Source organism: Arthrobacter sp. 10N418 (genome assembly GCF_056394725.1).
This window is the reverse complement of record NZ_JBFTIK010000008.1, coordinates 87,054-111,398: the sequence shown is the minus strand read 5'-3', so window position 1 is coordinate 111,398 and position 24,345 is coordinate 87,054. Positions and strand designations below refer to the sequence as shown.

Below are 24,345 nucleotides of genomic sequence, written 5' to 3'. Positions count from 1 at the left end.
CGGTGGCAAAGCCGGCCCGGGCCCGGCCGTTCGCCGCGCCGGCGGCCGGGTTCCCGCGCGGCCCCGGTTACCCGGCTTTCCGCGGAGAGAGCCTGTTCAGTGCCAGGGCGGCGACCAGCAGTCCGAAGTCGCGCAGCGCCACGTCGTAGAAGCTGCCGAGCACGATCAGGTTCACGATGATTCCCAGGAGCCAGAGGGCCACCAGTGCCGAGCCGAACCGCGGCCGGAGGGCCACCGCAAGCCCGGCGATGATTTCAACCACGCCGACGACGTACATGATGGATTGGGCCGGCAGCGGGACGACCGACGTCGCGACCGGGGCGAGATACATGGTCCAGTGGGTCAGCAGGTTGGTGAATTTGTCCAGGCCGAAGATGATCGGCGCGACAGTGAATACGGTCCGCAACAACAGGAAGGCCTGGCGGTGCGGGTCCGACGCGAGGGACTGTGCCGGTGCGGCGAGGACTGGTGAAGATTTCATGGCTTGCTCCTTCTAAAAATGGATATTCAGATTTTAGAACGCAACCCGATATTAAGCAATGAATCTTGTTTTTAGAGATACGCTGGTCCCATGAGCAAACTTCCCTGGATCCGAAGGGTTGCGGCCGTGGCGTCCCTGGGGGATGAGAACCGCCGGAGGCTGTTTGATTTCGTCGCGTCGGCGGAGGGCGCCGTCAGCCGGGACGCCGCGGCCGCCGCCCTTGGCATTGCCAGGAGCACTGCCTCCTTCCATCTGGACCGGCTTGTCCACGACGGACTGCTGGCTGTTGAATTCCGGAAGCTCGGTGGCCGGGAAGGCCCCGGTTCGGGCCGACCCGCCAAGCTCTACCGGGCCGCCGTCGAGGAAGTGGGGGCTTCGGTTCCGGACCGCAACTACGATCTGGCCGCCGAGCTGTTGGTCTCCGCGATCGAGGACTCGACGTCAGGCGGCAGATCCCCGCGCGAGGCGCTGCTCCGGGCCGCGTACGCCCGGGGCGAGGCGGCAGGCCACGCAACAGTGCAGGCAGCAGCCGGTTCCGGGGGCTTCGCGGAACTCCTCACCTCGGAGGGGTACCACCCCGACGGCGACGGCGACGGCGACGGCGGGCTGGTCCTGTTGAACTGCCCCTTCCACCGCATCGCCGCTGGCCACGCGGAGGTGGTCTGTGCCATGAACGGCGCTTTCCTGCGCGGTGCGGCCGCCGGCTGCGGGGTGGCTCCGGACCGGGTGGAGCCGCTTGCCATCGAGGACCTCAGGATGCAGGGGACCGCAGGGCGGGAACAATGTTGCGCGCGGATCAGGCCGCTGTGATGCCTGCATGTACACCGGAGGCCGGGCAGGACCGCAGGTAGAATTGGGGTGTGCCCGTATACCTGGATCATGCCGCCACCACGTCCCTCGTTCCGGAGGCCCTGGCTGCGCTGACGCGCGAGTTGTCCCGGACCGGCAACCCGTCCTCCCTGCACGGATCGGGCCGGCGTGCCCGGCGCGCCGTGGAGGACGCCCGTGAAGCGCTGGCGGCGGCAGCCGGGGCCCATCCGTCGGAGGTGATCTTCACATCCGGCGGCACGGAAGCTGACAACCTCGCGGTCAAGGGAATGTACTGGGCCCGGCGCGCCGAGAGCCCGGCGCGCACGCGCATCCTGTGCTCCGCCGTCGAACACCCCGCCGTCCTGGACACGGTGGAGTGGCTGGAACGGCATGAAGGGGCCGACGTCCGCTGGTTGCCCGTGGACGCCGACGGCGTGGTGGATCTTGGCGTGCTCGAGGCCGAATTGTCCGACGACCCGGCGTCAATCGCCCTGGTCACGGTCATGTGGGCCAACAACGAAGTCGGAACCATCCAGCCCATCGCCGAAATCGCCGCGATGGCCCGCCGTGCCGGTATCCCGGTGCATTCCGACGCCGTCCAGGCCTTCGGCTCCGTCCCGGTGGACTTCCGCGGCAGCGGACTGGACGCCATGTCCATTTCCGGCCACAAGATCGGCGGGCCCGTCGGCGTTGGCGCCTTGATTCTGGGACGCGCCGTGAAGCTGACCCCGGTCCAGCATGGCGGGGGACAGGAACGCGACGTCCGCTCCGGCACTCTGGACACCGCCTCCATCGCCGCCTTTGCGGCCGCGGCAGAGGCCTCCGCCGCGAAACTCCCCGGGGAATCGTCACGGATCGCCGCCCTCCGCGACCGGCTGATCGGCGGCGTCCGCGATGCCGTCCCCGAGGCCGTGCTGCGCGGCGCGCCCGGGGCCGGACGGCTACCCGGCAACGCCCACTTCACTTTCCCGGGCTGCGAAGGCGATTCCCTGCTGTTCCTGCTGGACCTGGCCGGCGTTGAATCCTCCACCGGCTCCGCCTGCACGGCAGGGGTTCCGCGTCCGTCCCATGTGCTCCTGGCGATGGGCCTGGATGAGGACACGGCGCGGGGTGCCCAGCGGTTCACCCTGGGGCATTCCTCCAACGACGCCGACGTCGACGCCCTGCTGGCCGCGCTGCCGGGCGCCTGTGCCCGTGCCCGCCGGGCCGGCATGGCAGGACACGAGTCCACTATCCAGACCGCCGGCACGGTGGCCCGTCAGGCCTCCGGCAGGAGCTGATCCAGCGGGAGCGCCGGGTCTGCCAGCGCCCCGGGGCTCAGGGCGGCTTTCGACGCGATGAGTGCCTTGATCATCTTCTGGGGCTTGTCGGAGCGCGGCCAGTTCACGCTCATGCCGGCCACCACGCGCCCCTCACGCTGCCAGAAAGCGAGGAATTCTTTGGCTTCCAGCGAGCCGCGGACGGTGGGCGGCCCGGAGACCAGGGTCGGGAACCCGGAGTATTCCATGCTGACGTCGTACTGGTCGGTGTAGAAGTACGGGACCGTGTCCAGGACCGCGTCCTGGCCGAGGATGGCCTTCGCGGCCACTTTGCCGCCGTTGAGGGCATTGGACCAGTGCTCGCTGCGGTGGTGCTCCCCGGTGAACGGGTGGAGGGCGTTGGCGACGTCGCCGGCGGCGAAGATCCCCGGCGCGGAGGTCCGCAGCGACGCGTCCGTGAGGATTCCGTTCCGCAGTCCGAGTCCGGCCGCCGCGGCGAGGGAGACCTCCGGGACGACGCCCACGGCGATGATCACCAGGTCCGCTGGCAGGATCTCGCCCGAGTCGGTGACGACGCCCGTGACCCGGCCGGCGTCGCCGGTGATCCCAGCGGCCGAGGCGGGGAGCCGGAACCGCACGCCCGCGGCCTCATGCAGCGACCGGAAGAAGCCGCCAAGCTCCGGCCCGATTGCGGCCCCCAGGGGCACCTCCTCCAGCCCCAGTAAGGTGACGTTGTTCCCATAGGCGCTCGCCGCTGCGGCCAGTTCCATCCCGATCCACCCCGAGCCGATCATCACGACGTTGCGGCCGCCCGCGGCGAAGCTGGTGCGCAGGCCGCGGCTGTCCTCGACCGTGCGGAAGGTGCTGACGCCGTCGAGTCCGCTGCCCGGGAGCGGGATGCTCCGGGGCCGGGAGCCGGTGGCCAGCAGCAGCGCGGCGTACTCCACCGTGGCGCCGTCGCGCAAGGCCACGGTCCGGGCAACCGGGTCGATCGATGTCACCGGATCGCCCATCCGCAGTTCGACGGCGTTCTCCCCGTACCACGCCGCCGGGACTACCGGCAGGGCGTCGGCCCCGGCCTTTCCCAGCAGGTACTCCTTGGACAGCGGGGGCCGCAGGTAGGGATGGTGGGACTCTTCCGCCAGCAGGATCACCGGCCCCGCGAAGCCTTCCGCCCGCAGGGTCCTGGCGGCAGTGGCCCCGGCCAGTCCGCCGCCAACGATCACGATGTTCTCAACAGCCATGTCCGCTCGATTCCCGCTGGCGCGTGCTTCAGTTCTATAACCGGTAATCCTGACGTTAGAAGTGCGGGGGAGGACCGTCAAGGGCTTTTGGGCCAGGATTCGGCGTGGCGATAGAATGGGGCGGCAGGCATCGTGTTATTCCTGCAGCCCCCGATCCCTAAAGAAAGCCAGCATGCGAGTTCTTGCAGCCATGAGCGGCGGCGTCGATTCTGCCGTTGCCGCCGCCCGCGCCGTCGAGGCCGGACACGACGTCGTCGGGGTCCACCTGGCGCTGTCCCGCATGCCCGGAACCTTGCGGACCGGCAGCCGCGGCTGCTGCACGATCGAAGACTCCCGCGACGCCTGGCGGGCCTGCGACGTGCTTGGCATCCCCTACTACGTGTGGGACTTCTCCGAGCGCTTCAAGGAAGACGTCGTCCAGGACTTCATCGACGAATACGCTGCCGGGCGCACCCCCAACCCGTGCATGCGGTGCAACGAACGGATCAAGTTTGCCGCCCTCCTGGAGAAGGCCATCGCGCTTGGCTTCGACGCCGTCTGCACCGGCCACTACGCCAAGGTCATCAACGACGCCGACGGCAACCCCGAGCTCCACCGAGCCGCAGACTGGGCCAAGGACCAGAGCTACGTCCTCGGCGTGCTGACCCACGAACAGCTCAAGCACTCGATGTTCCCGCTGGCGGACACGCCGTCCAAGGCTGAAGTCCGCGCCGAGGCCGAACGCCGCGGGCTCTCCGTGGCCAACAAGCCGGACAGCCACGACATTTGCTTCATCCCCGACGGCGACACTGCCGGCTGGCTGGCCGAAAAGATCGAAATGTCCACGGGCGACATCGTGGATGAATCCGGCGCCAAGGTCGGGGAGCACCCCGGCGCCAACGCCTTCACCGTGGGCCAGCGCCGCGGCCTGAAGCTGGGGACCCCGGCCGCAGACGGCAAGCCGCGGTTCGTGCTGGAAATCCGGCCGAAGGAAAACAGGGTCGTCGTGGGCCCGGAGGCACTGCTGGCCATTGACGAAATCCGCGGCATCAAGGTCTCCTGGGCCGGGCTGCCCATTGCCGAGGTGGGCACCGGCGAGGAGTTCGACTGCTACGCCCAGGTCCGCGCCCACGGGGATCCCGTCCCGGCCCGCGCCCACATCGAACGCGGGGAAGACCCCGGCAACCTCGTGGTCACACTGACGGAACCGCTGCGGGGCGTCGCGCCCGGCCAGACTGTCGTGCTCTACCAGGGCAGCCGTGTGCTGGGACAGGCGACCATTGACGCCGCCCGCTCGCTGCAGCGAGCTGCACTCTAGCCCCGCCCCGGCCCCGCGCCCGGCCCAAGGCCCGCCCCAGCCTCACTCCCGGCCTCACGCGCGGCACCCTGCGCGCGCTGTGCGGCACTCCGCGCCCGGCCCAAGGCCCGGGCAGCCCCGCGCCCGGCACTCTGCGCGCGCCGTGCGGCGCCGCCGGCCGGCCGTGCCAACGCGGGGTTCCAACGCCATTCCCTGAGCCGGTTTCCATAGGCCGATGGCGTGCTCCGATACAATTCCCCCCGGCGCCGTGAAGGGTTGCCCTGCCGAAGAATCGGGCGTAATCCTGAAGAAAACGATGAGTTCCACCTATTCGTGTAAATTTTGTGTCTCATCTCACAAGATGTAACGTTTCACCGCGTGATTCTCTGATTCAATCGAGGAATCAGCACAGCGCGCCGCCCGTCGAGTCGCTTGCATCACTTCGGGCTGCGCTAGGACTCATCGAACAGAAAGTTCACAGATGGCAATGAACAAAAAGGCCTTCCAGAGCGTCATCGCGCTCGCCGGGGTTTCCGCCTTTGCACTGACAGCCTGCACGGGCCCGTCCGGTGGCGGCGGTGGCTCATCAGCTGCGGCCAGCGGCCCCATCGCCTACGGCACCACGGACAAGGTCACCGCACTGGATCCGGCGGGCTCGTACGACAACGGTTCGTTCATGGTGATGAACCAGGTCTACTCCTTCCTGCTCAACTCCAAGCCCGGCGGCGCCGACCCTGTCCCGGACCTGGCCGAGTCAGCCTCCTTCACCTCGCCGACCGAGTACACCGTCAAGCTTAAGTCCGGCCTGAAGTGGGCCAACGGGCACACCCTGGACTCCAAGGACGTCAAGTTCTCCTTTGACCGGCAGATCAAGATCAACGATCCCGCCGGTCCCTCGAGCCTGCTGGCGAACGTCGACAGCGTCACGGCCCCCGACGCCACCACCGTGGTCTTCAAGCTGAAGCTGGCCAACGACCAGACCTTCGCGCAGATCCTCAGCAGCCCTGCCGCGCCGATCGTGGACGACGAAGTCTTCCCGGCCGACAAGCTGCTCGACGACGACTCGATCGTCAAGGCCAAGGCGTTCTACGGCCAGTACACGATTGACACGTACAAGAAGAACGAGCTCATCAGCTTCAAGGCCTTCGCCGATTACAAAGGCGTGTTGGGCAAGCCCGCCAACGATGCCGCAACGATCAAGTACTACGCCGATCCCACCAACATGAAGCTGGACATCCAGCAGGGCAACATCGACGTGGCGAACCGTAGCCTGAGCGCCACCGACATCGATGACCTGAAGAAGGATTCCAAGGTCAAGGTCAACGTCGGTCCCGGCGGCGAAATCCGCTACATCACGTTCAACTTCAACACCATGCCGTTCGGCGCCAAGGCCGCGGACGCGGACCCGGCCAAGGCACTCGCCGTCCGCCAGGCAGTCGCCAACCTCGTCGACCGCCAGGCGATCGCAGACCAGGTCTACAAGGGCACCTACCTGCCGCTGTACTCCAACGTCCCCAGCGGCTTCCTCGGCGCCAACACCTCCTTCAAGGACATGTACGGCGACGGCGGCAAGCCCAGCCTGGACAAGGCCAAGAAGGTCCTGACCGACGCCGGTGTGACCACCCCGGTCACACTGAACCTGCAGTACAACCCGGACCACTACGGCAAGTCCTCAGGCGATGAATACGCCATGGTCAAGGACCAGCTGGAGAAGTCCGGCCTGTTCAAGGTCAACCTGCAGTCCACGGAATGGGTCACCTACAGCAAGGCCAGCCGCGCAGATGAGTACCCCGTGTTCCAGTTCGGCTGGTTCCCGGACTTCAGCGACGCCGACAACTACCTCACCCCGTTCTTCCCGGACGGCGGCTTCCTGAAGAACCACTACAACAACCCCACGGTCACTGATCTGATCAACAAGCAGCTCACCACCGTGGACAAGAGCGCACGCGAGTCCGCGATCAAGGATGCACAGAATGCCCTGGCCAAGGACATCTCCACGCTTCCGCTGCTTCAGGGCGCACAGGTTGCCATCTCCGGCAACGGCGTCAAGGGTGTCGATTCCACCCTCGATGCTTCCTTCAAGTTCCGTTTGGGAACTGTTTCCAAGTAACGCTGCATCCCTGCGGTTCTGACCAGCCTAGGAGGCGGGGCGCCCCCACGGCGCCCCGCCTTTCCTGGTCATTGCAGCACCTGCAGTTCACGGGGCCGGCCCAAGGCCGCGAAAGCACAAGTTTAGGTACCAATGACAACACTGATAGAGGCGCCGCCAAGCGACGCCGACGGACTTCTTCCGTCCAAGAAAAAATCTTCCGGCGGGGGGCTGGGCACTTATATCCTCGTCCGGTTCCTGCTGATCCTTCCGACCATGTTCATCCTGGTGACCATGGTCTTCTTCCTGATGCGGGTCATCGGCGATCCCATCACAGCCGCCCAGGGCGGCAGGCTTCCCCCTGATGTTCTGGCGCAAAGGATTCACGACGCCGGCTATGACCGGCCGATCCTCGTGCAGTATTTCGAATACATGGGCCAGGTGGCGACAGGCAACTTCGGCACGACCATCACCGACCGCCGTCCCGTGGTTGAGATGCTGGCAACGTTCGGCACGGCAACCCTGGAGCTGGCCATCAACGCCGTCATCGTGGCATTGCTCGTCGGCATCCCCCTGGGCATGGTTGCCGCCCACCGGCGCGACAAGGCACCCGATGCCGTCCTGCGCTTCTTCGCGATCCTCTGCTACGCCACTCCCGTGTTCTTCGCGGGACTGCTGCTGAAGCTGACGTTCTCGGTCTGGCTTGGCTGGCTGCCCGTCGCAGGACGGGCCTCCACGCGGACCGAACTGGCCATGGGAAGCCTCGCCGCACCGACGGGGATCTACTGGCTGGACGCGCTGCGCAGCGGCAACATGGCGGCGCTGGGCGACGTCATGGCCCATGCCGTCCTCCCGGCGATTGCCCTCGGGCTCCTGACAGCCGGGGTCTTCCTCCGGCTCGTCCGCACGAACGTGATCGGCACGCTGGGCAAGGACTACGTTGAGGCCGGCCGGTCCCGCGGCGTCAGCGAGTTCCGGCTCGTGACCAAACATGCCTACAAGCCCGCGCTGATCCCCATCATCACGGTCATGGGGCTGCAGATCGCCCTGCTTTTGGGCGGCGCCGTCCTGACGGAGACGACCTTCGAGTGGAAAGGCCTCGGCTACCAGCTGGTCCAGTACCTGAACGCGCGGGACTTTGTCGCCGTCCAGGGCATCGTTGTCCTGCTGGCGGTCATCGTCGCTGTCACCAACTTCGTCGTCGACGTCGTCGCGGCCCTGATCGACCCGCGAGTGAGGTACTAGCCATGAACGCAACCACAGTAAGCGGGCGGAAACAGCCCCTCATCTACCGGCTTCCGGTCATTTCGCACTTCGGGAAAAGCGTCGGTCTGCAACGCGGCATGCTCGTCACCGGCCTTGTGCTGACCATCTTCTTCCTCCTCACGACGGTACTTGCTCCGGTCATCGCGCCCTACGGATACTCGCAGCTCAGTGACGCGTCCGGCACCTTCCCCGCCCAGCAGGCACCCGGCGGCAAACACATCCTGGGCACCACCGTGGGCGGCTACGATGTCTTTTCGCGGGTGATCTGGGGTTCCCAGACCGCCGTGATCGTGATCGTTGTGGCCGTGGCGATGTCAATCTTCCTCGGCGTTGCCCTGGGCCTGGTCAGCGGCTACTTCGGCGGCTGGCTGGACCGGGTTCTTGTGGTGATCGCCGATGCGATCTATGCCTTCCCGTCCCTCCTCCTGGCCATCGTCATGTCGATCGTCATCAACCGCGGCCAGTCCAGCTTCTGGGGTGGCATCGTCGCGTGCTCGTTCGCCATTTCCGTGGTCTTCGTCCCGCAGTATTTCCGCGTGATCCGGGCGGAAACCATCCGGCTGAAGGCGGAGCCCTTCGTCGAATCGGCCAAAGTGGTGGGCGCCTCCAGCGTCCGCATCATGGGGCGCCACATCTTCAAGAACGCAACCCGCACACTGCCGCTGATTTTCACACTCAACGCCTCCGAGGCCATCCTGACCCTCGCGGGCCTGGGCTTCCTCGGGTTCGGCATCGAACCGTCGTCCGCCGCCGAGTGGGGCTTCGACCTCAACAAGGCCATGGCTGACGCGTCCTCCGGCATCTGGTGGACCGGCGTCTTTCCCGGCACGGCCATCGTCCTGACCGTGCTCGGCTTGACGCTCGTCGGCGAAAGCATGAACGATCTCAACGATCCACGGCTCAGGGGCCGCAGGAAGGCCGGGAGCAAAGTTCCCGCCAGTGGCCCCGACACCACCGCCGGCGCCCAGGCCGCCCTTGACGCAGAATCGAAAGTGCTATGACCATCAATATCGGTTCCGTTTCCGACCAGCCGAAAACGGGCGGACGCCCGGTGCTGGACATCGACAAGCTCAAAGTCACCTTCGCGACCGACTCCGGCGACGTGTACGCCGTCAAGGACGTCAGCCTCGAGGTGAACCCCGGCGAGGTGGTTGCCATCGTCGGGGAATCAGGTTCGGGCAAGACCGTCACGGCCAAAACCATCCTCGGCCTCCTGCCGGAGACGGCAGTGAGTTCCGGTGCGGTGCTGATTAACGGCAACAACGTGATCAGCGTCAGCGCGGCGAAGCTCCGGCAGATCCGCGGCCGTGACGTCGCGATGGTTTTCCAGGAGCCCTCCACCGCGCTCAACCCCGTCTTCACCGTGGGCTGGCAGATTGCCGAAGGCATCCGCGCCCACGCCGACACCGGGGGGCACCGTGTCTCCGCGAAGGAAGCCAAGGCGCGGGCCGTCGACGCCCTGCGCAAGGTCGGCATTCCGGATCCTGAAACGAGGGTCAACTACTATCCGCACCAGTTCTCGGGCGGCCAGAAACAGCGCGTCGTGATTGCCGCCGCGCTGGCCCTGAACCCGGGCCTGATCGTGGCCGACGAGCCCACGACAGCCCTGGACGTCACGGTACAGGCCGAGATCCTGGAGCTGCTCCGGGATCTGCGGGACAAGTACGGGACCTCCATTGTGCTCATCACGCACAACATGGGGGTGGTCGCCGACCTCGCCGACCGTGTGGTTGTCATGTATCAGGGCGATGTTGTGGAGGAGGCCCCCGCACGGGTCCTGTTCGCGCAGCCCCGCGAGGACTACACCAAGAAGCTGCTCGCAGCCGTTCCGCACCTTGGCCGCAACTCCGCCTCCGAAGGCATGGTGGAGCGCGCCCACCAGGGCGGAAAGGTGCTCGTCGAGGCGAAGAACCTGACCATCGAGTACCCGGGAAGGCTCGGCAGCCCGGCCTTCAAGGCCGTCGACGGCGTCAGCTTCACCGTGTCCGAAGGTGAAGTCTTCGGCCTCGTGGGGGAGTCCGGTTCCGGCAAGACCACCATCGGCCGCGCCATCGCGGGACTGAACCGGACCACGGGCGGCAGCCTGAAGGTGCTCGGCTACGAAATGCTGAACTTCAAGGAGCGCACTTTCAAGCCGCTCCGGAAGGAGATCGGCTTCGTCTTCCAGGACCCGGCCGCATCCTTCAACCCGCAGCTGACCATCGGCGACTGCGTGGCGGAACCGCTGATCATCCACTCGAACCCGAGCCCGGCCGAGGCGCGCAAGCGCGTCGGCGAACTGCTTGAGTCGGTGCAGCTGCCGGCGTCGTACGCTGACAGGTTCCCGCACGAGCTCTCCGGCGGCCAGCGGCAGCGCGCCTCGCTGGCCCGGGCGCTCATCCTGAACCCGAAGCTGCTCGTCGCCGATGAGCCGACCTCGGCCCTGGATGTTTCCGTGCAGGCCGTGGTGCTGGAACTGTTCAAGGAGATCCAGCGGGAGTTCGGATTCGCGGCACTGTTCATCAGCCACGACCTCGCCGTCGTGGACATGCTCTCCCACTGGGTTGGCGTCCTCTACAAGGGCAAGATGGTGGAGCAGGGCCTCGGGAACCAGGTCATGGGCCACCCGCAGCACGAATACACGAAGAAGCTCATCGCTTCCCTGCCCGTGCCCGACCCCGACGAGCAGGCCCGTCGCCGCCGGGAATTCCGCGCGGTGCTGGGAGGCTAGCTGTTTGGAACCGTCTGCGGCACCCTGCCGCGACGCTCCAGGGACATGCCCGCCGTTCGCTGCGAACGGCGGGCATGTCCCTTTTGCGGGGCCGGACGGGGCGGCTGCAACCGTGCTTAACAGCAGAAGTGATTCGCCCCCGTGCCCCTAGACTGGGTCCATGACCGAGCAGAACCACATTCATTCCGATGCTGATTCCTATGACCCGGAGGCCAGCTCCCTGGCTGGCCAGGTGGACCCGGCGGTGATGGCGGAGCTGTTGTCGATCCGCTCCAGCATCGACAACATTGACGCCACCCTGGTGTTCCTTCTCGCCGAGCGCTTCAAGGCCACGCAGAAGGTCGGTTTCCTGAAGGCCGCGCACAATCTTCCCGCCGGGGACCCCGGCCGTGAGACGGCCCAGATCGCACGCCTGCGCCATCTCGCAGCCGAGGCCCACCTCGACCCGGCCTTCGCCGAAAAATTCCTGAACTTCATCATCGGCGAGGTCATCCGCCACCACGAAGCCATCGCCGAGGACCACCAGGCTGCTGCCCGGAACGCCGAAGGCGGTGCCGCCGGCGGCACCGCAGGCCGTGCCCCTGTCCAGGCCGATGACTCCGCAGGCGCAGCCGTCGCCGCAGACGCCTAGCCATGGCCGTCTCCGCGCTGCCTGACCCCGTCCAGGTCACCGCGACGGCCTTGGGACCGTGGCCCGGTGAGGACCCGGCCGAGGCCGCGCGGATAGTCCGCGGCGAGCTCGGCAGCCCGCACCTTCCCTTCCTGGCCGAGCTTCCCGACCGGGGAGTCGGCTCGGATGCCCTCGGCAGGACGGCGTCACTGCTCGTGGAACTCTCCGTGGACGTCCAGCCCTATGGCTGGAGGCTCGTGGACCGCCCCGGCAAGGACCTCATGCGGGCGAGATCGGCGCTGTCCACCGACATCAATATCCTGGCCGATGTTATCGGTGCCGAGGAGTCGCCGGCGGCGGATCTCAAGGTCCAGCTGCGCGGACCGCTCAGCCTTGCGGCCGGCCTGCACCTGCACAACGGGGAGCGGGCCCTGATCGACTACGGGGCCCGGCGTGACCTTGCGGCCTCCCTGGCGGCCGGCGTCGGCGGCCACCTGAAGAGGGTGGCCGACGCGGCGCCGGGCGCCCGTATCGCCGTGCAGATCGACGAACCGGAGATAGCGTCCGTGCTGGGCGGAACCATTCCGACGTCCAGCGGCTACCGCACGCTGCGCTCCGTGTCCGGCCAGGAGATCACGGAGTCGTGGCAGCTGGTCATTGACGCGCTTCGCGCTGCGGGCGCCGCCGAAGTCGTCGTCGCGGTCCCGGAAGTCGAGGCGCCCTTTGACCGCATCCTGGCCGCGGGAGCGGACGGAATCGCCGTGCCGCTCCGGGCCCTTACCTCGCGGCAGTGGGAACAGCTTGCCGGCGCGGTGGAAGCGGGGAAGCGGCTCTGGGCCGGAGCGCTGGATGTCGCCGATCCGGGCGCGCGGCTGCCCCGGGTTCCCGAGGTCGTCGAAAACCTCTGGCGTCCCTGGCGGCAATTGGGACTTCCGGCGTCGGCGCTGGGAACCTTGCGGGTCACGCCGTCGGAGGGGCTGGCCCAACATTCGCCCTCCGCCGCGATGGCGGCACTGACCCGCCTGACCCAGGTCGCGGACGGGCTCAATCAGCTGGCCCTCGGCTGAGCGATGGTTTCGCTTCGGGCCCGGACGGTCAGCTCCGGCTCTCCCAGCGGTCCGGACGCGCTCGCCCGGGGAGGTAGCCCGCGGCGGTGATGCCTTCGGGATAGGGCTCGAGCCGGTAGTCGAAGTGCCCGGCGTAGACCAGCACGAGGCCGATCTGGGGCTGGATGACTTTGACCTGGATCCGGTGTTGGCCGCGGGGTCCTTCGGCCGGTTCCCACCACTGTTCGGCGTAGGCCTTGGCATCGAGGGCGCCCGGCAGCGGAATCCGCAGCGGCCCGAGGAACAGCCGTGATGCCTCAGACACTCCCCGGAGGCGGCCTTGCGGCGTGACGCTGAGGTTGAGGTCGGTGACGAGCCGGCGGTAGCGGCCGACGTAGTCCACGAGCCGGGCTCCGTGCGCGGTGCCGTCGAGGCTGGTGGTGTCGTGGAAGAGCCGGGTGGTTCCGGGGAAGAAGATTTCCCGCCTGGCCGTCAGGCTGGACCGGCCGAACGGGTCCAGATGGGCGTGGTTTTCGATGCGGAACCTGATGCCCTCGCCGTATTCGGGGAAGAATGCCTGCTCGCCGCCCGCGAGCCGCAGCAGGGGGCGCAGCCAGGGCTGGGCGCAGCCGACGACATCGAATACGCCCTCGCCGATGCCGTAGTGGCCGGATCCGGGCGCGAGCGAGAAATATTCCTGCAGCTCCGGCTGCAGCCGGGCGAAGTCACGGCCAAGGGCGCGCTCGTAGATCGGGACGTGCACGGGGACCTCCTGGGATCCTGGCGGGGTGATCGGGGCCTGTCCACAGCATGCAGTAGAACGCGCCGATTGTCACAACCTGATCCCGGCCCCGGGGCGGTGCGCGCCATGCCGGGGAGCGGCCGAATACGACAAAGCCATTTCAATAAGGGAATATATAAACATGAAGGCACGCATTCTGGTAGTGGACGATGACGAGGCGCTCGCCGAGATGATCGGTATTGTGCTGCGCAATGACGGGTTTGAACCTGTCTTCTGMGCTGACGGCGGGCAGGCCCTTGACGTCTTCCGTTCCTCCAAGCCGGACTTGGTGCTGCTTGACCTCATGCTTCCCGGGATGGACGGCATCGAGGTCTGCCGCCAGGTCCGGGCCGAGTCCGATGTCCCGATCGTGATGCTGACGGCGAAGGCGGATACCTCCGACGTGGTCCGCGGCCTGGAATCCGGGGCTGATGACTACGTGCCGAAACCGTTCAAGCCTGCCGAGCTCGTGGCCCGGGTCCGCGCACGGCTCCGGCCCGGCGACACGAAAGCCCCGGAGACCCTGCGCATTGCGGACGTCACCATCGACGTCGCCGGCCACCTGGTCAGCCGCGGCAGCGACAGGATCTCCCTGACTCCGCTGGAATTCGATCTGCTCGTTGCCCTGGCGCGGAAGCCGTGGCAGGTGTTCACCCGTGAGCTGCTCCTCGAGCAGGTCTGGGGCTACCGTCATGCCGCCGACACCCGTCTGGTCAATGTCCATGTCCAGCGGCTAAGGTCCAAGATCGAACGTGACCCGGAAGCCCCCGAAGTTGTATTGACGGTTCGTGGTGTCGGCTACAAAGCAGGTTCCTGAGCCTGCGGACGGCGATCCTGTCCAGGCGGGCCCCCACAGCGAAGACGCAGCCCCGCAGGCCCTGGGCTTCCGGACCCGGCTCTGGGCCAAGCGTGCACGGATTGTCGGCGTCCGGGTCGCCAGGTTGGTCCGGACCGGGGTCTCTCGCATTCTTCCGGGACTCCGGTTCCTGCTGCGCGCGGTGCACCGGCGGTGGCGGCGGTCGCTGCAGTTCCGGACGGTGCTGACCACGCTCATCCTGGCCGTCAGTTCGTTTGCCGTGGTCGGCGCCTACCTCTCAAACCAGATCGCCAACAATCTCTTCCAGGAGCGGCTGGCCCAGGCCGAGTCGGAGACCCGCTACAACGTCAAGCAGGTCCAGGACACGTTCGACGGTGCCCAGGTCACAGACCAGTCCAGCGTCATCACACTGGTCTCCGACACCCTGACCGCCGTCGAAGGGCGCGGCTCCGTCATCCAGCGCCGCTATGTGTTTGAAGCGATGCCGGAACAGACCAAACCCCGCAACCGCTGGGTCGAATCGCGTGCCTCCGACCAGCTCACCATCAGCGTCATTCCCGCGGACCTGCGCAAGGCCGTCGAGGAATCGGGCAAAGACCAGTACTGGGCGTCCACGCAATTCCCGGTGGGCACCGAGGACCGCCCTGGCATCGCCGTCGGCAACAAGGTCACCTTCAACGGCACCGTCTATGAGCTCTACCTCATTTACGACCTCAACACGGCCCAAAAGACCCTGGATGAGATCCAGAACGTCCTGCTGGCCGGCGGTGCACTGCTGGTCCTGATGATCGGCGCCATTGCGTGGTACGTCACCCGCAACGTGGTCAGCCCGGTCAGCCATGCCGCCGTCGTCTCCGAAAAGCTCGCCGCCGGCCAGCTGCAGGAGCGGATGGTGGTCAAGGGCGAGGACGAAGTCGCCCGGCTCGGTGCGTCGTTCAACCACATGGCCGCCAGCCTCCAGGAACAGATCACCCAGCTCGCGACGCTGTCGCAGATGCAGCAGCGGTTCGTTTCCGACGTATCCCACGAACTCCGCACCCCCCTCACCACGGTCCGTATGGCTGCCGAAGTCCTCTACGACGCCCGCGAGGACTTCGATCCGATTAACAAACGGTCCGCCGAACTGCTCTACAACCAGGTGGAACGGTTTCAGTCGCTGCTCGCCGACCTGCTGGAAATCTCCCGCTTTGACGCCGGAGCGGCCACCCTCGACGCCGAACCCACGGACATCGTCCAGCTTATTTCCCACGTCATGGACGGTGTCGCGCCCGTCGCCGCCGGGTACGGCTCTGCGGTAACCCTCAACGGCCCTGCCGGCAGCATCATCGTGGACATGGACGACCGCAGGATCGACCGGATTTTGCGCAACCTGGTCCTGAATGCCCTCGAGCACGGCGAGGGCCGGCCGGTGAACATTTCGGTGGCCGCCAATGACACCGCCGTCGCGGTTGCGGTGCGGGACCACGGAATCGGCATGACGTCCGCCGAGGCGGCCCGCGTCTTTGACCGCTTCTGGCGCGCTGATCCGGCCCGCGCGCGGACCACGGGCGGCAGCGGCCTGGGACTTTCGATCGCCGCGGAAGACACCAAGCTCCACAACGGCTGGCTGCAGGCGTGGGGGAAGAAAGGGAACGGCTCCAACTTCCGCCTGACCCTTCCGCTGCGCYAGGGTGAAAGCATCACGAAATCACCCCTCCAGCTGGAGCCTGTCGACGTCGCCCTCCCGGGCGCCGGACGCGAGCGCACCATGCTGCTGCTGCAGCCGCCGGCCCAGGATCCGGGTCCGGACGGCTCCGCAGCCGCGGAGGCGGGTCCGGGGCGAGACGGCGGAAACGTCCCTGGGGCTGGCCATCTCCCGGATCCGGGACGTGCCCCTGCGGCCGGCCACGTTCCTGGGGCCGGCCACCACATTCCCGGGGCGGGCGCCCCCGGACACGACGGAACCGGAACGAAGGACAGGGCATGAACGGTTCGCCAAGAAAGTTCACCCGTGCGGGTGCTGCCCTCCTCGCCCTCCTCCTGCTCCTGCTGACGTCCTGCGCGCAGATCCCGCGGTCCGGGCCGGTCGGCAAGAGCAAGGATGAGTCCGCCGGAAACCCCAGTGCGCCGGTCTTCTTTCCGTCCGCGCCCCGTGCCGGTGCCGGGCCTGAGTCCGTCATCGAAGACTTCTACCTTGCCGGCAGCGGGTACGAGGACGACTACGCCGTCGCGCGGCAGTACCTGACGCAGGCATCGTCGGTGACGTGGAAGCCGGACCAGCGCACCTTGGTCTTCCGGTCCGCCCGGGTGGTGCGCACCGGCGTCGAAAACGTGTTCAACTACGAGCTCGACCTGGCCTACTCGGTCGATGCGGAGGGCGTAGCCACCCAGCTTCCGGAGGGCACCAAGGAGAATATTCCGGCCACGCTGACACAGGTGGACGGGGAATGGCGGATCGCGGAGATCCCGGACGGGACGGCCATCCCGGAAGAGACCTTCAAGGTCATCTACGGCGCGTATCCGATCTACTTCTACGACCCCACGTTCGCGTATGCGGTGCCCGATGTCCGGTGGTTCATCCGGAACAAGACGGTCAAGGCCATGACGAGTGCGCTCCTGGGGGGGCCCGCCCCCTACCTCAAGGGCGCCGTCGTCAGCGCATTCCCCTCGGGCATCAAACTGGCCCGCGAATCGGTCCCCGTGGTGTCCGGCGCTGCCCAGGTGGATCTCACAGCCAAGGAACTGCTGGATGCCTCCAACGAGGACAGGCTGCGGATGCAGACCCAGCTGGCGTTGACCTTCCGCAGCCAGCCGGACGTCGTCAACGTCGAGCTGCGCGCCAACCAGGACCTGGTGCGCGTCGATGACAACGGGACGGTCCTCCCGCCGGTCCGTGACAAGAACGTCCCGGCCCACCAGATTGCCGTGAACAACAACGATCTGGTCCGGTACGAGAACAACAGGCTTTCGCCGCTTCCCGACATCCAGTCCGTCGCCGCCCTCGGGCCGCGGGTCCCGGCGGAATCTCCCGTTTCGCAGTCCGCGGCGTTCCTGAACGCAGCGCGGACCACCCTTTACTCGATCGTGCCCGGCCAGCCCGCCAGGGCCCTGACCACCCGGGCTGCGCTGTCACGGCCCTCGTTTGGCCGCTACGACTGGGTGTGGACGGCAGGACCAGGGGAGACCGGGGCCACTGAAGTCGTGGCGTACCGGCCCGTCGGCGTGGCGGAGGGCGCCAGTGTGCCCACGGTGACGCTGGCACCGGCGTGGCTTGCGGGACGGACCGTCAAGGAGTTCAGGGTTTCCCGGGACGGCGCGCGGGCCTTGGTCATCTCGGAGCAGGCCGGCAAGACGAAGGTCCAGGTGACCGGCGTCATCCGGAGCCCCGACGGCACGCCACGCGACCTGACGGTGCCGTCGACGCTCCTGACCTCGCGTGACCCGGACCAGGGCGTTTGGGTCGACGACACCACCGTCGCTGTCATGAAGGGCTCCGCCACCGACAACGTCACCCCCGAACTGCTGTCCCTTACGTCCGCCCAGCCGCAACAGCTGGCACCCTGGCCTGGCCTTACCGACCTCAGTGCCGGCAACGGCCAGGACGAGATCTTCGGGCAGTCCGCGGAAGGGGTCTTCCAGCGGCTGGGGAACGGCTGGTCACCCCAGCTCAAGGGTCCCATCGACCCGGCCTTCCCAGGCTGATTCCCGGGGGGCCCCGGACGGCTGCTCCGGGGCTTCTCCCGGGCCGGTGACGGCATCCTGCGCCACGCCTGTGTGCGGGCCCGCGGGGCTGTCGTCCGCCGCTGTCCCGGGGCCGGTCCGGGTTGTCCACATACGGTCCTCCGCGCTTCCGCAGGGAGCGCTGACCGGTCCAGGCTGGGGGAATGAGCTGCCATGCGCCGGGCCGTGACCCTATCGGCCGTGATCCCAACGGAACGGACCGTGCCAGGGGCAGGACCGCCGATCCGGACCTGTCTCCGGCGCCGGCGACGAAGCATCGCGGCGACTACGCCCGTGCGCTGGCGAGAATGGCCGACCGCACCGCGGCGGCAGCGGGCGAATTGCTTGCGCTCGCTGCACCGGTGGATTGCGTCTGCTGCGGCGCTGAAGACGCTGCTCTTTGCTGTGCCTGCGAGCGGCAGGTCCGGTCGCTGACGCTCAGCCCGTTCCGGGCAGAGGCGCAGGCGCCGGCCCTGATGAACATGGACGGCACCGCACTCCTGCCGGTCGTGGCGGCGGGCGTGTACCGCGCGGAGCTGGCCCAGTGCGTGCTGTCCTTCAAGCGCCACGGCCAGGGGCAGCTCGGCGCCGTGCTGTCGAAAGGGCTGGCGCGGGCCCTTAGCGCCGCCGCGGGCGAGGTGCAGGGGCTGTGCCTTGTGCCCGTGCCTACGAGCGCCGGCGCGTTCAGGAGGAGGGGATTCAGCCCCGTCCACCTTCTGCTGCGCCGGCTCAGCCGGCGCCGTGAGTTTTCCGGCGTGAGAATCGTCGACGCCCTGCGCAGGCCAGGCCCGCTTGTCAAGGGCCTGGTGCCTGCCGGGTCCCCGCTCACGCGCCGGCGGCCGGGCATGGAACTTGCCTTGCGGGCGGTCCCCGATTGGCCGCCCGGCCCGACTGGCGGCCAGAAGGGACTGGGGCGTGGCGCCCGGGCGCAGCGCGTGCACGGGTCCATGCGGGCCGCGGACGGACTGCGTGCCCCGGACATGCGGGGACAACCCTGCATCATCGTCGACGACGTGCTCACTACGGGGGCCACGCTCGCGGAGGCCTCCCGCGCGCTGCGGGCGGCAGGAGCGCTTGTCGTCGGCGCCGTCGTCGTCGCGGCGACACGCCCGCCGCTCATTGTGGACCGGGACGCCGCCGGGCCTGCCGTGGCGGCAAAGGGTGGCCACAAGGAAAAAAATAAACCGGAAAAGGATGAATAACAGGAGGCTATGAACTAACGTCGAAGCTGGGTACCAAGAACAGATGTACCTGTCGATAGCGGCTCGGAAAGGGGCTCGACTGTCAGTCAGTTTGGCCCCGGGAAGTGCCGCCGTCGTGTCACCGAAGTCATTTGGAGGGCACCATGGAGTTCATGATCAGCGGACGTAACTTGACGGTCTCAGACCGCTTCCGCGAATACGCCGACGAGAAGATCTCAAAGATCGCATCGTTGGGAGACAAGGTCCAGAGGGTGGACGCGAAGGTCACCAAGGAGACCAAAGCCCGCCAGACTGCAGAATTGCTCACGGTTGAGTTGACTGTCCTTGGCCGCGGCCCCGTGATCCGCGCCGAAGCAAGCGCCGCCGACAAGTTCGCCGCGTTCGATCTCGCCTACAACAAGCTTCTTGAACGCCTGCGCAGGGCGAAGGACCGCAAGAAGGTCCACCACGGCAGGCACACCCCGAAGTCCGTCACCGAGGCGACGGCGACCCTTGAACCGGCAAGCCCCAGCGAGCCCCTCTACGTCGAGGCGAGCCATCAGCAGGAGGCGGCGCCGGCGGCAGAAAAGTCACCCTACGACGTCGACAACGACATCCCCGCCGGTGACTCGCCCGTGCTGATCCGCCGGAAGGTCTTTCCCGCGGCCAGCCTGACGCTCGACGATGCAGTCGACAACATGGAACTTGTGGGCCACGACTTCTACCTCTTCGTGGACAAGGAAACCAAGGCTCCGTCCGTCGTGTACCGCCGTGACGGCTGGACGTACGGCGTGATTTCCCTGGACCAGACCTGCGAGCCGGGGCAATCCAAGCTGGAGGAGCAGATTCTCGCCTACCGTTCCGAGGACGAGCCCGCCAGCGCATAGGCTGGTCCTGACTTTTTCGACGAAGGGACTGACGTGCACGCATCGCTGAGCCTCAACCAGGCGCGGCGGATCGCACTGGCAGCCCAGGGATTGGACAAGGTACGGCCCGCCGGACCCGTGACTGCACGGGCGGTGGGCCGTACCTTTTCCCGGCTGCACCTGGTTCAGATCGACTCCGTCAACGTGCTCTCCCGCAGCCACTATCTGCCCTTCTTTTCCCGGCTGGGCAACTACGACCGCGCGATCCTGCAGCGGATGGCTGGGGCGCATCCGCGCCGGATGATGGAGTACTGGGCCCATGAGGCCAGCTTCATCAGGCCGGACCATTTCCACGACCTGGTGCAGTGGCAGAACCGCAAATGGGTAGGGGCTTCGGCCATGGACCCGGAACTGCGCAACGGCGTGACGGCCCAAGTGCTTGAAACCCTCGCCACCGGCAGGCCGATGACCGCCGCCGAGCTCACCGCCAGGCTCGGCCACGTGGAGGACCGGCAGACGGACAACTGGGGCTGGAACTGGAATGCGGTCAAACGGGTCCTGGAGCACCTCTTCGAAGAGGGTCTCGTCTCCGCCGCCTCCCGGACCGAATCCTTCGAACGGCGCTACACGCTGACGGCCAGGGTCCTGCCAGGGCGCGGCGCCCCGGCCGGGGACCCTGTACGCGACCCGACGGCCGCCATGGACCGGCTGATCGACGCCGCCGCCCAGGCCCACGGGATAGGAACCGTGAGATGTTTTGCGGACTACTTCCGGACGCCGTTACGCGCTGCCGCGGTTTCGGTCGCACACCTCGTGGAGGCCGGGCGTCTGGAGCCGGTCACGGTTGCAGGCTGGGACAAGCCGCTGTATCGGCATGCCGAAGCGAAACTTCCCCGCGCCGCCACCGGCCGGGCGCTGTTGAGCCCCTTCGATTCGCTCGTCTTCGAACGCCGGCGGCTTGAGGCCTTGTTCGGATTCCACTACCGGATCGAGATCTACACTCCGGAGTCACGGCGGCGTTTCGGCTACTACGTCCTGCCCTTCCTATTGCGCGACGGGATCGTGGCACGGGTGGACCTCAAAGCGGACCGCGCCGGCGGAAGGCTCCTGGCCAAGGCTGCGCATGCTGAACCCGGCGCGCCGGCGGACACCGCCGTCGAACTCGCCGCGGAACTGCAGCTCATGGCAGAGTGGCTGGGACTGGACAGCGTTGTCGTGTCACCGAACGGGGACTTAGGGCCGGCGCTCGCGGAAGCTGTTGCGGGCCTCTATCCGCTCTGAGGGAACAGGCGTAACCGGCCCTGCGTCTCTCCCGTAGACTAAACACGCCAGAATTCGGCAGCTTGAGACTGGGAGCAACTTCACGTGGCATCACTTATCGAAAAACTTCTCCGCACGGGGGACAAAAAAACCCTGCGGCAACTGCGGAATTATGCCGATTCCATTAATGCCCTGGAGAGCTCCTTCCAGACCTTCACGGACGCTGAGCTGCGCGAAGAAACCGATCGCCTGCGTGAACGGCACCAGGACGGCGAAAAGCTGGACGACCTCCTGCCCGAGGCGTTCGCCGCCGTGCGCGAAGCATCCTCACGCACCCTCGGACTGCGCCACTTCGACGTCCAGCTCATGGGCGGCGCCGCCCTGCACCTGGGCAACATTGCCGAAATGAAGACCGGTGAAGGCAAGACGCTGGTGGCCACGGCCCCGGCCTACCTCAATGCCCTCACCGGCAAAGGCGTGCACGTCGTTACCGTCAACGACTACCTTGCCGAATACCAGTCCGACCTCATGGGCCGCGTCTACCGCTTCCTGGGCCTGAGCAGCGGCTGCATCCTGTCCAACCAGGACCCCGCGCTGCGTCGCGAACAGTATGCCGCCGATATCACCTACGGCACCAACAACGAATTCGGCTTCGACTACCTCCGCGACAACATGGCATGGGACAGCTCCGAACTCGTCCAGCGCGGCCACAACTTCGCCATTGTCGATGAAGTGGACTCGATCCTCATCGACGAGGCCCGCACCCCTCTGATCATCTCCGGTCCGGCCCAGGGGGACACCAACCGCTGGTACAGCGAATTTGCCAAGGTCGTCATGCGCCTGCAGCCCGAGACGGACTATGAGGTCGACGAGAAAAAGCGCACCGTGGGCGTCCTCGAAGCCGGCATCGAAAAGATCGAGGACTACCTCGGCATCCACAACCTCTACGAATCCGCCAACACCCCGCTGATCGGCTTCCTGAACAACGCCATCAAGGCCAAAGAACTGTTCAAGCGGGATAAGGATTACGTCATCCTCGACGGCGAAGTGCTGATCGTCGACGAGCACACCGGGCGCATCCTCGCCGGCCGGCGCTACAACGAGGGCATGCACCAGGCCATCGAAGCCAAGGAAGGCGTCGAGATCAAGGCAGAGAACCAGACGCTGGCCACGGTCACCCTGCAGAACTACTTCCGCATGTACGACAAGCTCGCGGGCATGACCGGCACCGCCGAGACCGAAGCCGCCGAGTTCATGAGCACCTACAAGCTCGGCGTCGTCGCCATTCCCACGAACAAGGACATGCAGCGGATCGACCAGGCGGACCTCGTCTACAAGAACGAGGCCGTGAAGTTCGACGCCGTGGTCAAGGACATCGCCGAACGGCACGAAAAGGGCCAGCCGGTCCTCGTCGGCACCACCAGCGTCGAGAAGAGCGAGTACCTCTCCCGGTTGCTGGCCAAGGAAGGCGTCCGGCACGAAGTCCTGAACGCGAAGAACCATGCCCGCGAGGCTGCCATCGTGGCGCAGGCCGGCCGCAAGGGCGCCGTGACGGTTGCGACCAACATGGCGGGCCGCGGTACCGACATCATGCTGGGCGGCAACGCGGAATTCACCGCCGTCGCCGAACTGGCTGCCCGCGGCCTGGACCCGGAAGAGAACTCCGAAGAATACGAGGCCGCCTGGCCGGCCGGCTTCGAAGCAGCCAAGCAGTCCGTCAAGGAAGAACACGAGGAGGTCCTCGAGCTCGGCGGCCTGTATGTGCTCGGCACGGAACGGCACGAGTCCCGCCGCATCGACAACCAGCTCCGCGGACGCTCCGGCCGCCAGGGAGACCCCGGCGAGTCCCGGTTCTACCTCTCCCTCACCGATGATCTGATGCGCCTGTTCAACTCCGGCGCGGCCGAGCGGCTGATGAACAGCTCGGTGCCGGACGACGTCGCCCTTGAATCCAAGCTCGTGTCGCGCGCCATCGCCTCCGCCCAGGGCCAGGTGGAGGGACGCAACGCAGATCAGCGCAAGAACGTTCTTAAATACGACGACGTCCTGAACCGTCAGCGCGAAGCCATCTACGGCGACCGCCGCCGCATCCTCGAAGGTGATGACCTGCACGAGAAGGTCCAGTTCTTCCTGGAAGACACCATCAATGCCTTCATCGAGGAGGCCACCGCCGAAGGCACCGGCGACGACTGGGATTTCAACCTGCTCTGGTCCAACCTCAAGACGCTGTATCCAGTGAGCTTCACTCCGCGCGACGTCATCGACGAGGCCGGCGGCAAGTCCCGGATCACCGTCGAGTTCCTCAAGGAAGAGATCCTCTCCGACGCCCGCCTGGTTTACCAGGCCCGGGAAGATGCGATTGGTTCCGAGAGCATGCGCGAACTCGAACGCCGCGTGGTCCTCTCGGTGATCGGCCGCAAGTGGCAGGAGCACCTCTACGAGATGGACTACCTGAAGGAAGGCATCGGCCTGCGGGCGATGGCCCAGCGCGATCCGTTGGTGGAGTACCAGCGCGAAGGCTTCATCATGTTCCAGGCCATGATGGAGGCCATCCGTGAGGAAAGCGTCGGCTTCCTGTTCAATCTGGACGTCGAGGTCACCCCGGCCGAAGACGTCGTAGTGGCGGATGCCTCCGGCCAGCACACCGAGCACCACGAGCCGCAGATCCACGCGGCGGGACTCGAAGCCCCCGAGAAGCCGGCCCAGCTGCAGTACACGGCTCCCGGCGAGGACGGCGCGGCCGAGACCCGCGTCGAAGCCAAGAGCCCGGGGCGCTCGGGCAATCCGGCCAAGGCTGCGGCGCAGGATGCAGGGCGCCGCACCGCCAAAAAGAAGCGTCGCTGAGCGGCGGCTGAAGCCTGCCCGCCCTGAAATAATGCCAGGGCTGACGTGATGAAAGGAGGACCGGAACAGCTGTTCCGGTCCTCCTTATCTTTCTGCCTCCTTTCGT

19 protein-coding genes are annotated in these 24,345 nt (G+C 66.8%); 16 read left to right on the top strand and 3 right to left on the bottom strand.

Annotated elements, in window-relative coordinates; genetic code table 11:
* Window positions 1-67: 67 nt before the first annotated feature.
* On the bottom strand, window positions 68-481 hold the full coding sequence (locus AC1DCZ_RS08585) for a hypothetical protein (RefSeq protein WP_476974204.1): 414 nt from the start codon (window positions 479-481) through the stop codon (window positions 68-70).
* 90 nt (window positions 482-571) lie between these two features.
* On the opposite strand from AC1DCZ_RS08585, the gene AC1DCZ_RS08580 reads away from it, so the two are divergent.
* Window positions 572-1,291, top strand: a complete 720-nt coding sequence (locus AC1DCZ_RS08580) for a helix-turn-helix transcriptional regulator (RefSeq protein ID WP_476974203.1) — start codon at window positions 572-574, stop codon at window positions 1,289-1,291.
* Window positions 1,292-1,341: 50 nt separating this feature from the next.
* Window positions 1,342-2,571 (top strand): cysteine desulfurase family protein, encoded by a 1,230-nt coding sequence (locus AC1DCZ_RS08575; RefSeq protein WP_476974202.1) that lies wholly within the window; start codon window positions 1,342-1,344, stop codon window positions 2,569-2,571.
* Here the strand turns inward: AC1DCZ_RS08575 and AC1DCZ_RS08570 are convergent.
* Complete coding sequence (locus AC1DCZ_RS08570; RefSeq protein WP_476974201.1) at window positions 2,550-3,794, bottom strand: NAD(P)/FAD-dependent oxidoreductase; 1,245 nt, start codon at window positions 3,792-3,794, stop codon at window positions 2,550-2,552. The two genes, AC1DCZ_RS08575 and AC1DCZ_RS08570, sit on opposite strands and share 22 nt — an antisense overlap.
* 172 nt (window positions 3,795-3,966) lie before the next feature.
* On the opposite strand from AC1DCZ_RS08570, the gene mnmA reads away from it, so the two are divergent.
* The 7 genes from mnmA to AC1DCZ_RS08535 all read left to right on the top strand — a co-directional run bounded on the left by mnmA (window position 3,967) and on the right by AC1DCZ_RS08535 (window position 12,812).
* Complete coding sequence (gene mnmA, locus AC1DCZ_RS08565; protein WP_476974200.1) at window positions 3,967-5,091, top strand: tRNA 2-thiouridine(34) synthase MnmA; 1,125 nt, start codon at window positions 3,967-3,969, stop codon at window positions 5,089-5,091.
* Between the two features lie 460 nt (window positions 5,092-5,551).
* Complete coding sequence (locus AC1DCZ_RS08560) at window positions 5,552-7,180, top strand: ABC transporter substrate-binding protein (protein WP_476974199.1); 1,629 nt, start codon at window positions 5,552-5,554, stop codon at window positions 7,178-7,180.
* Window positions 7,181-7,312: 132 nt separating this feature from the next.
* Window positions 7,313-8,404 carry an ABC transporter permease gene (locus tag AC1DCZ_RS08555; RefSeq protein WP_476974198.1) on the top strand — a complete coding sequence of 364 codons (1,092 nt, stop codon included), beginning with the start codon at window positions 7,313-7,315 and terminating at the stop codon, window positions 8,402-8,404.
* 2 nt (window positions 8,405-8,406) lie between these two features.
* Window positions 8,407-9,426 carry an ABC transporter permease gene (locus tag AC1DCZ_RS08550; protein WP_476895240.1) on the top strand — a complete coding sequence of 340 codons (1,020 nt, stop codon included), beginning with the start codon at window positions 8,407-8,409 and terminating at the stop codon, window positions 9,424-9,426.
* Window positions 9,423-11,135 carry an ABC transporter ATP-binding protein gene (locus AC1DCZ_RS08545; protein WP_476895241.1) on the top strand — a complete coding sequence of 571 codons (1,713 nt, stop codon included), beginning with the start codon at window positions 9,423-9,425 and terminating at the stop codon, window positions 11,133-11,135. The genes AC1DCZ_RS08550 and AC1DCZ_RS08545 overlap by 4 nt, the downstream gene beginning before the upstream one ends.
* Before the next feature lie 160 nt (window positions 11,136-11,295).
* A complete protein-coding gene (locus AC1DCZ_RS08540) occupies window positions 11,296-11,766 on the top strand; it encodes a chorismate mutase (protein ID WP_476974197.1) in 471 nt (156 codons plus the stop codon).
* 2 nt (window positions 11,767-11,768) lie between these two features.
* Window positions 11,769-12,812: a uroporphyrinogen decarboxylase/cobalamine-independent methonine synthase family protein gene (locus AC1DCZ_RS08535; protein ID WP_476974196.1), complete on the top strand. Its 1,044-nt coding sequence runs from the start codon at window positions 11,769-11,771 to the stop codon at window positions 12,810-12,812.
* 28 nt (window positions 12,813-12,840) lie between these two features.
* On the opposite strand, the gene AC1DCZ_RS08530 is transcribed toward AC1DCZ_RS08535, so the two are convergent.
* Window positions 12,841-13,554 (bottom strand): DUF4166 domain-containing protein, encoded by a 714-nt coding sequence (locus tag AC1DCZ_RS08530; RefSeq protein WP_476974195.1) that lies wholly within the window; start codon window positions 13,552-13,554, stop codon window positions 12,841-12,843.
* A 160-nt stretch (window positions 13,555-13,714) separates the two neighbouring features.
* On the opposite strand from AC1DCZ_RS08530, the gene mtrA reads away from it, so the two are divergent.
* From mtrA to secA, 7 genes are all read left to right on the top strand, one after another.
* Complete coding sequence (mtrA, locus tag AC1DCZ_RS08525; RefSeq protein WP_476974194.1) at window positions 13,715-14,389, top strand: MtrAB system response regulator MtrA; 675 nt, start codon at window positions 13,715-13,717, stop codon at window positions 14,387-14,389.
* Entirely contained in the window at window positions 14,361-16,355 is a 1,995-nt protein-coding gene (gene mtrB, locus AC1DCZ_RS08520) for an MtrAB system histidine kinase MtrB (RefSeq protein WP_476974193.1), read from the top strand. The genes mtrA and mtrB overlap by 29 nt, the downstream gene beginning before the upstream one ends.
* Window positions 16,352-18,070, top strand: a complete 1,719-nt coding sequence (locus AC1DCZ_RS08515; RefSeq protein ID WP_476974192.1) for an LpqB family beta-propeller domain-containing protein — start codon at window positions 16,352-16,354, stop codon at window positions 18,068-18,070. Before mtrB ends, AC1DCZ_RS08515 begins: the two co-directional genes overlap by 4 nt.
* A 182-nt stretch (window positions 18,071-18,252) precedes the next feature.
* Entirely contained in the window at window positions 18,253-19,290 is a 1,038-nt protein-coding gene (locus tag AC1DCZ_RS08510; protein WP_476974191.1) for a ComF family protein, read from the top strand.
* A gap of 143 nt (window positions 19,291-19,433) precedes the next feature.
* Window positions 19,434-20,156, top strand: a complete 723-nt coding sequence (hpf, locus tag AC1DCZ_RS08505; protein ID WP_476974190.1) for a ribosome hibernation-promoting factor, HPF/YfiA family — start codon at window positions 19,434-19,436, stop codon at window positions 20,154-20,156.
* Between the two features lie 33 nt (window positions 20,157-20,189).
* A complete protein-coding gene (locus AC1DCZ_RS08500) occupies window positions 20,190-21,416 on the top strand; it encodes a winged helix-turn-helix domain-containing protein (RefSeq protein ID WP_476974189.1) in 1,227 nt (408 codons plus the stop codon).
* An 84-nt stretch (window positions 21,417-21,500) separates the two neighbouring features.
* On the top strand, window positions 21,501-24,239 hold the full coding sequence (gene secA / locus AC1DCZ_RS08495; RefSeq protein WP_476974188.1) for a preprotein translocase subunit SecA: 2,739 nt from the start codon (window positions 21,501-21,503) through the stop codon (window positions 24,237-24,239).
* Window positions 24,240-24,345: the final 106 nt, after the last annotated feature.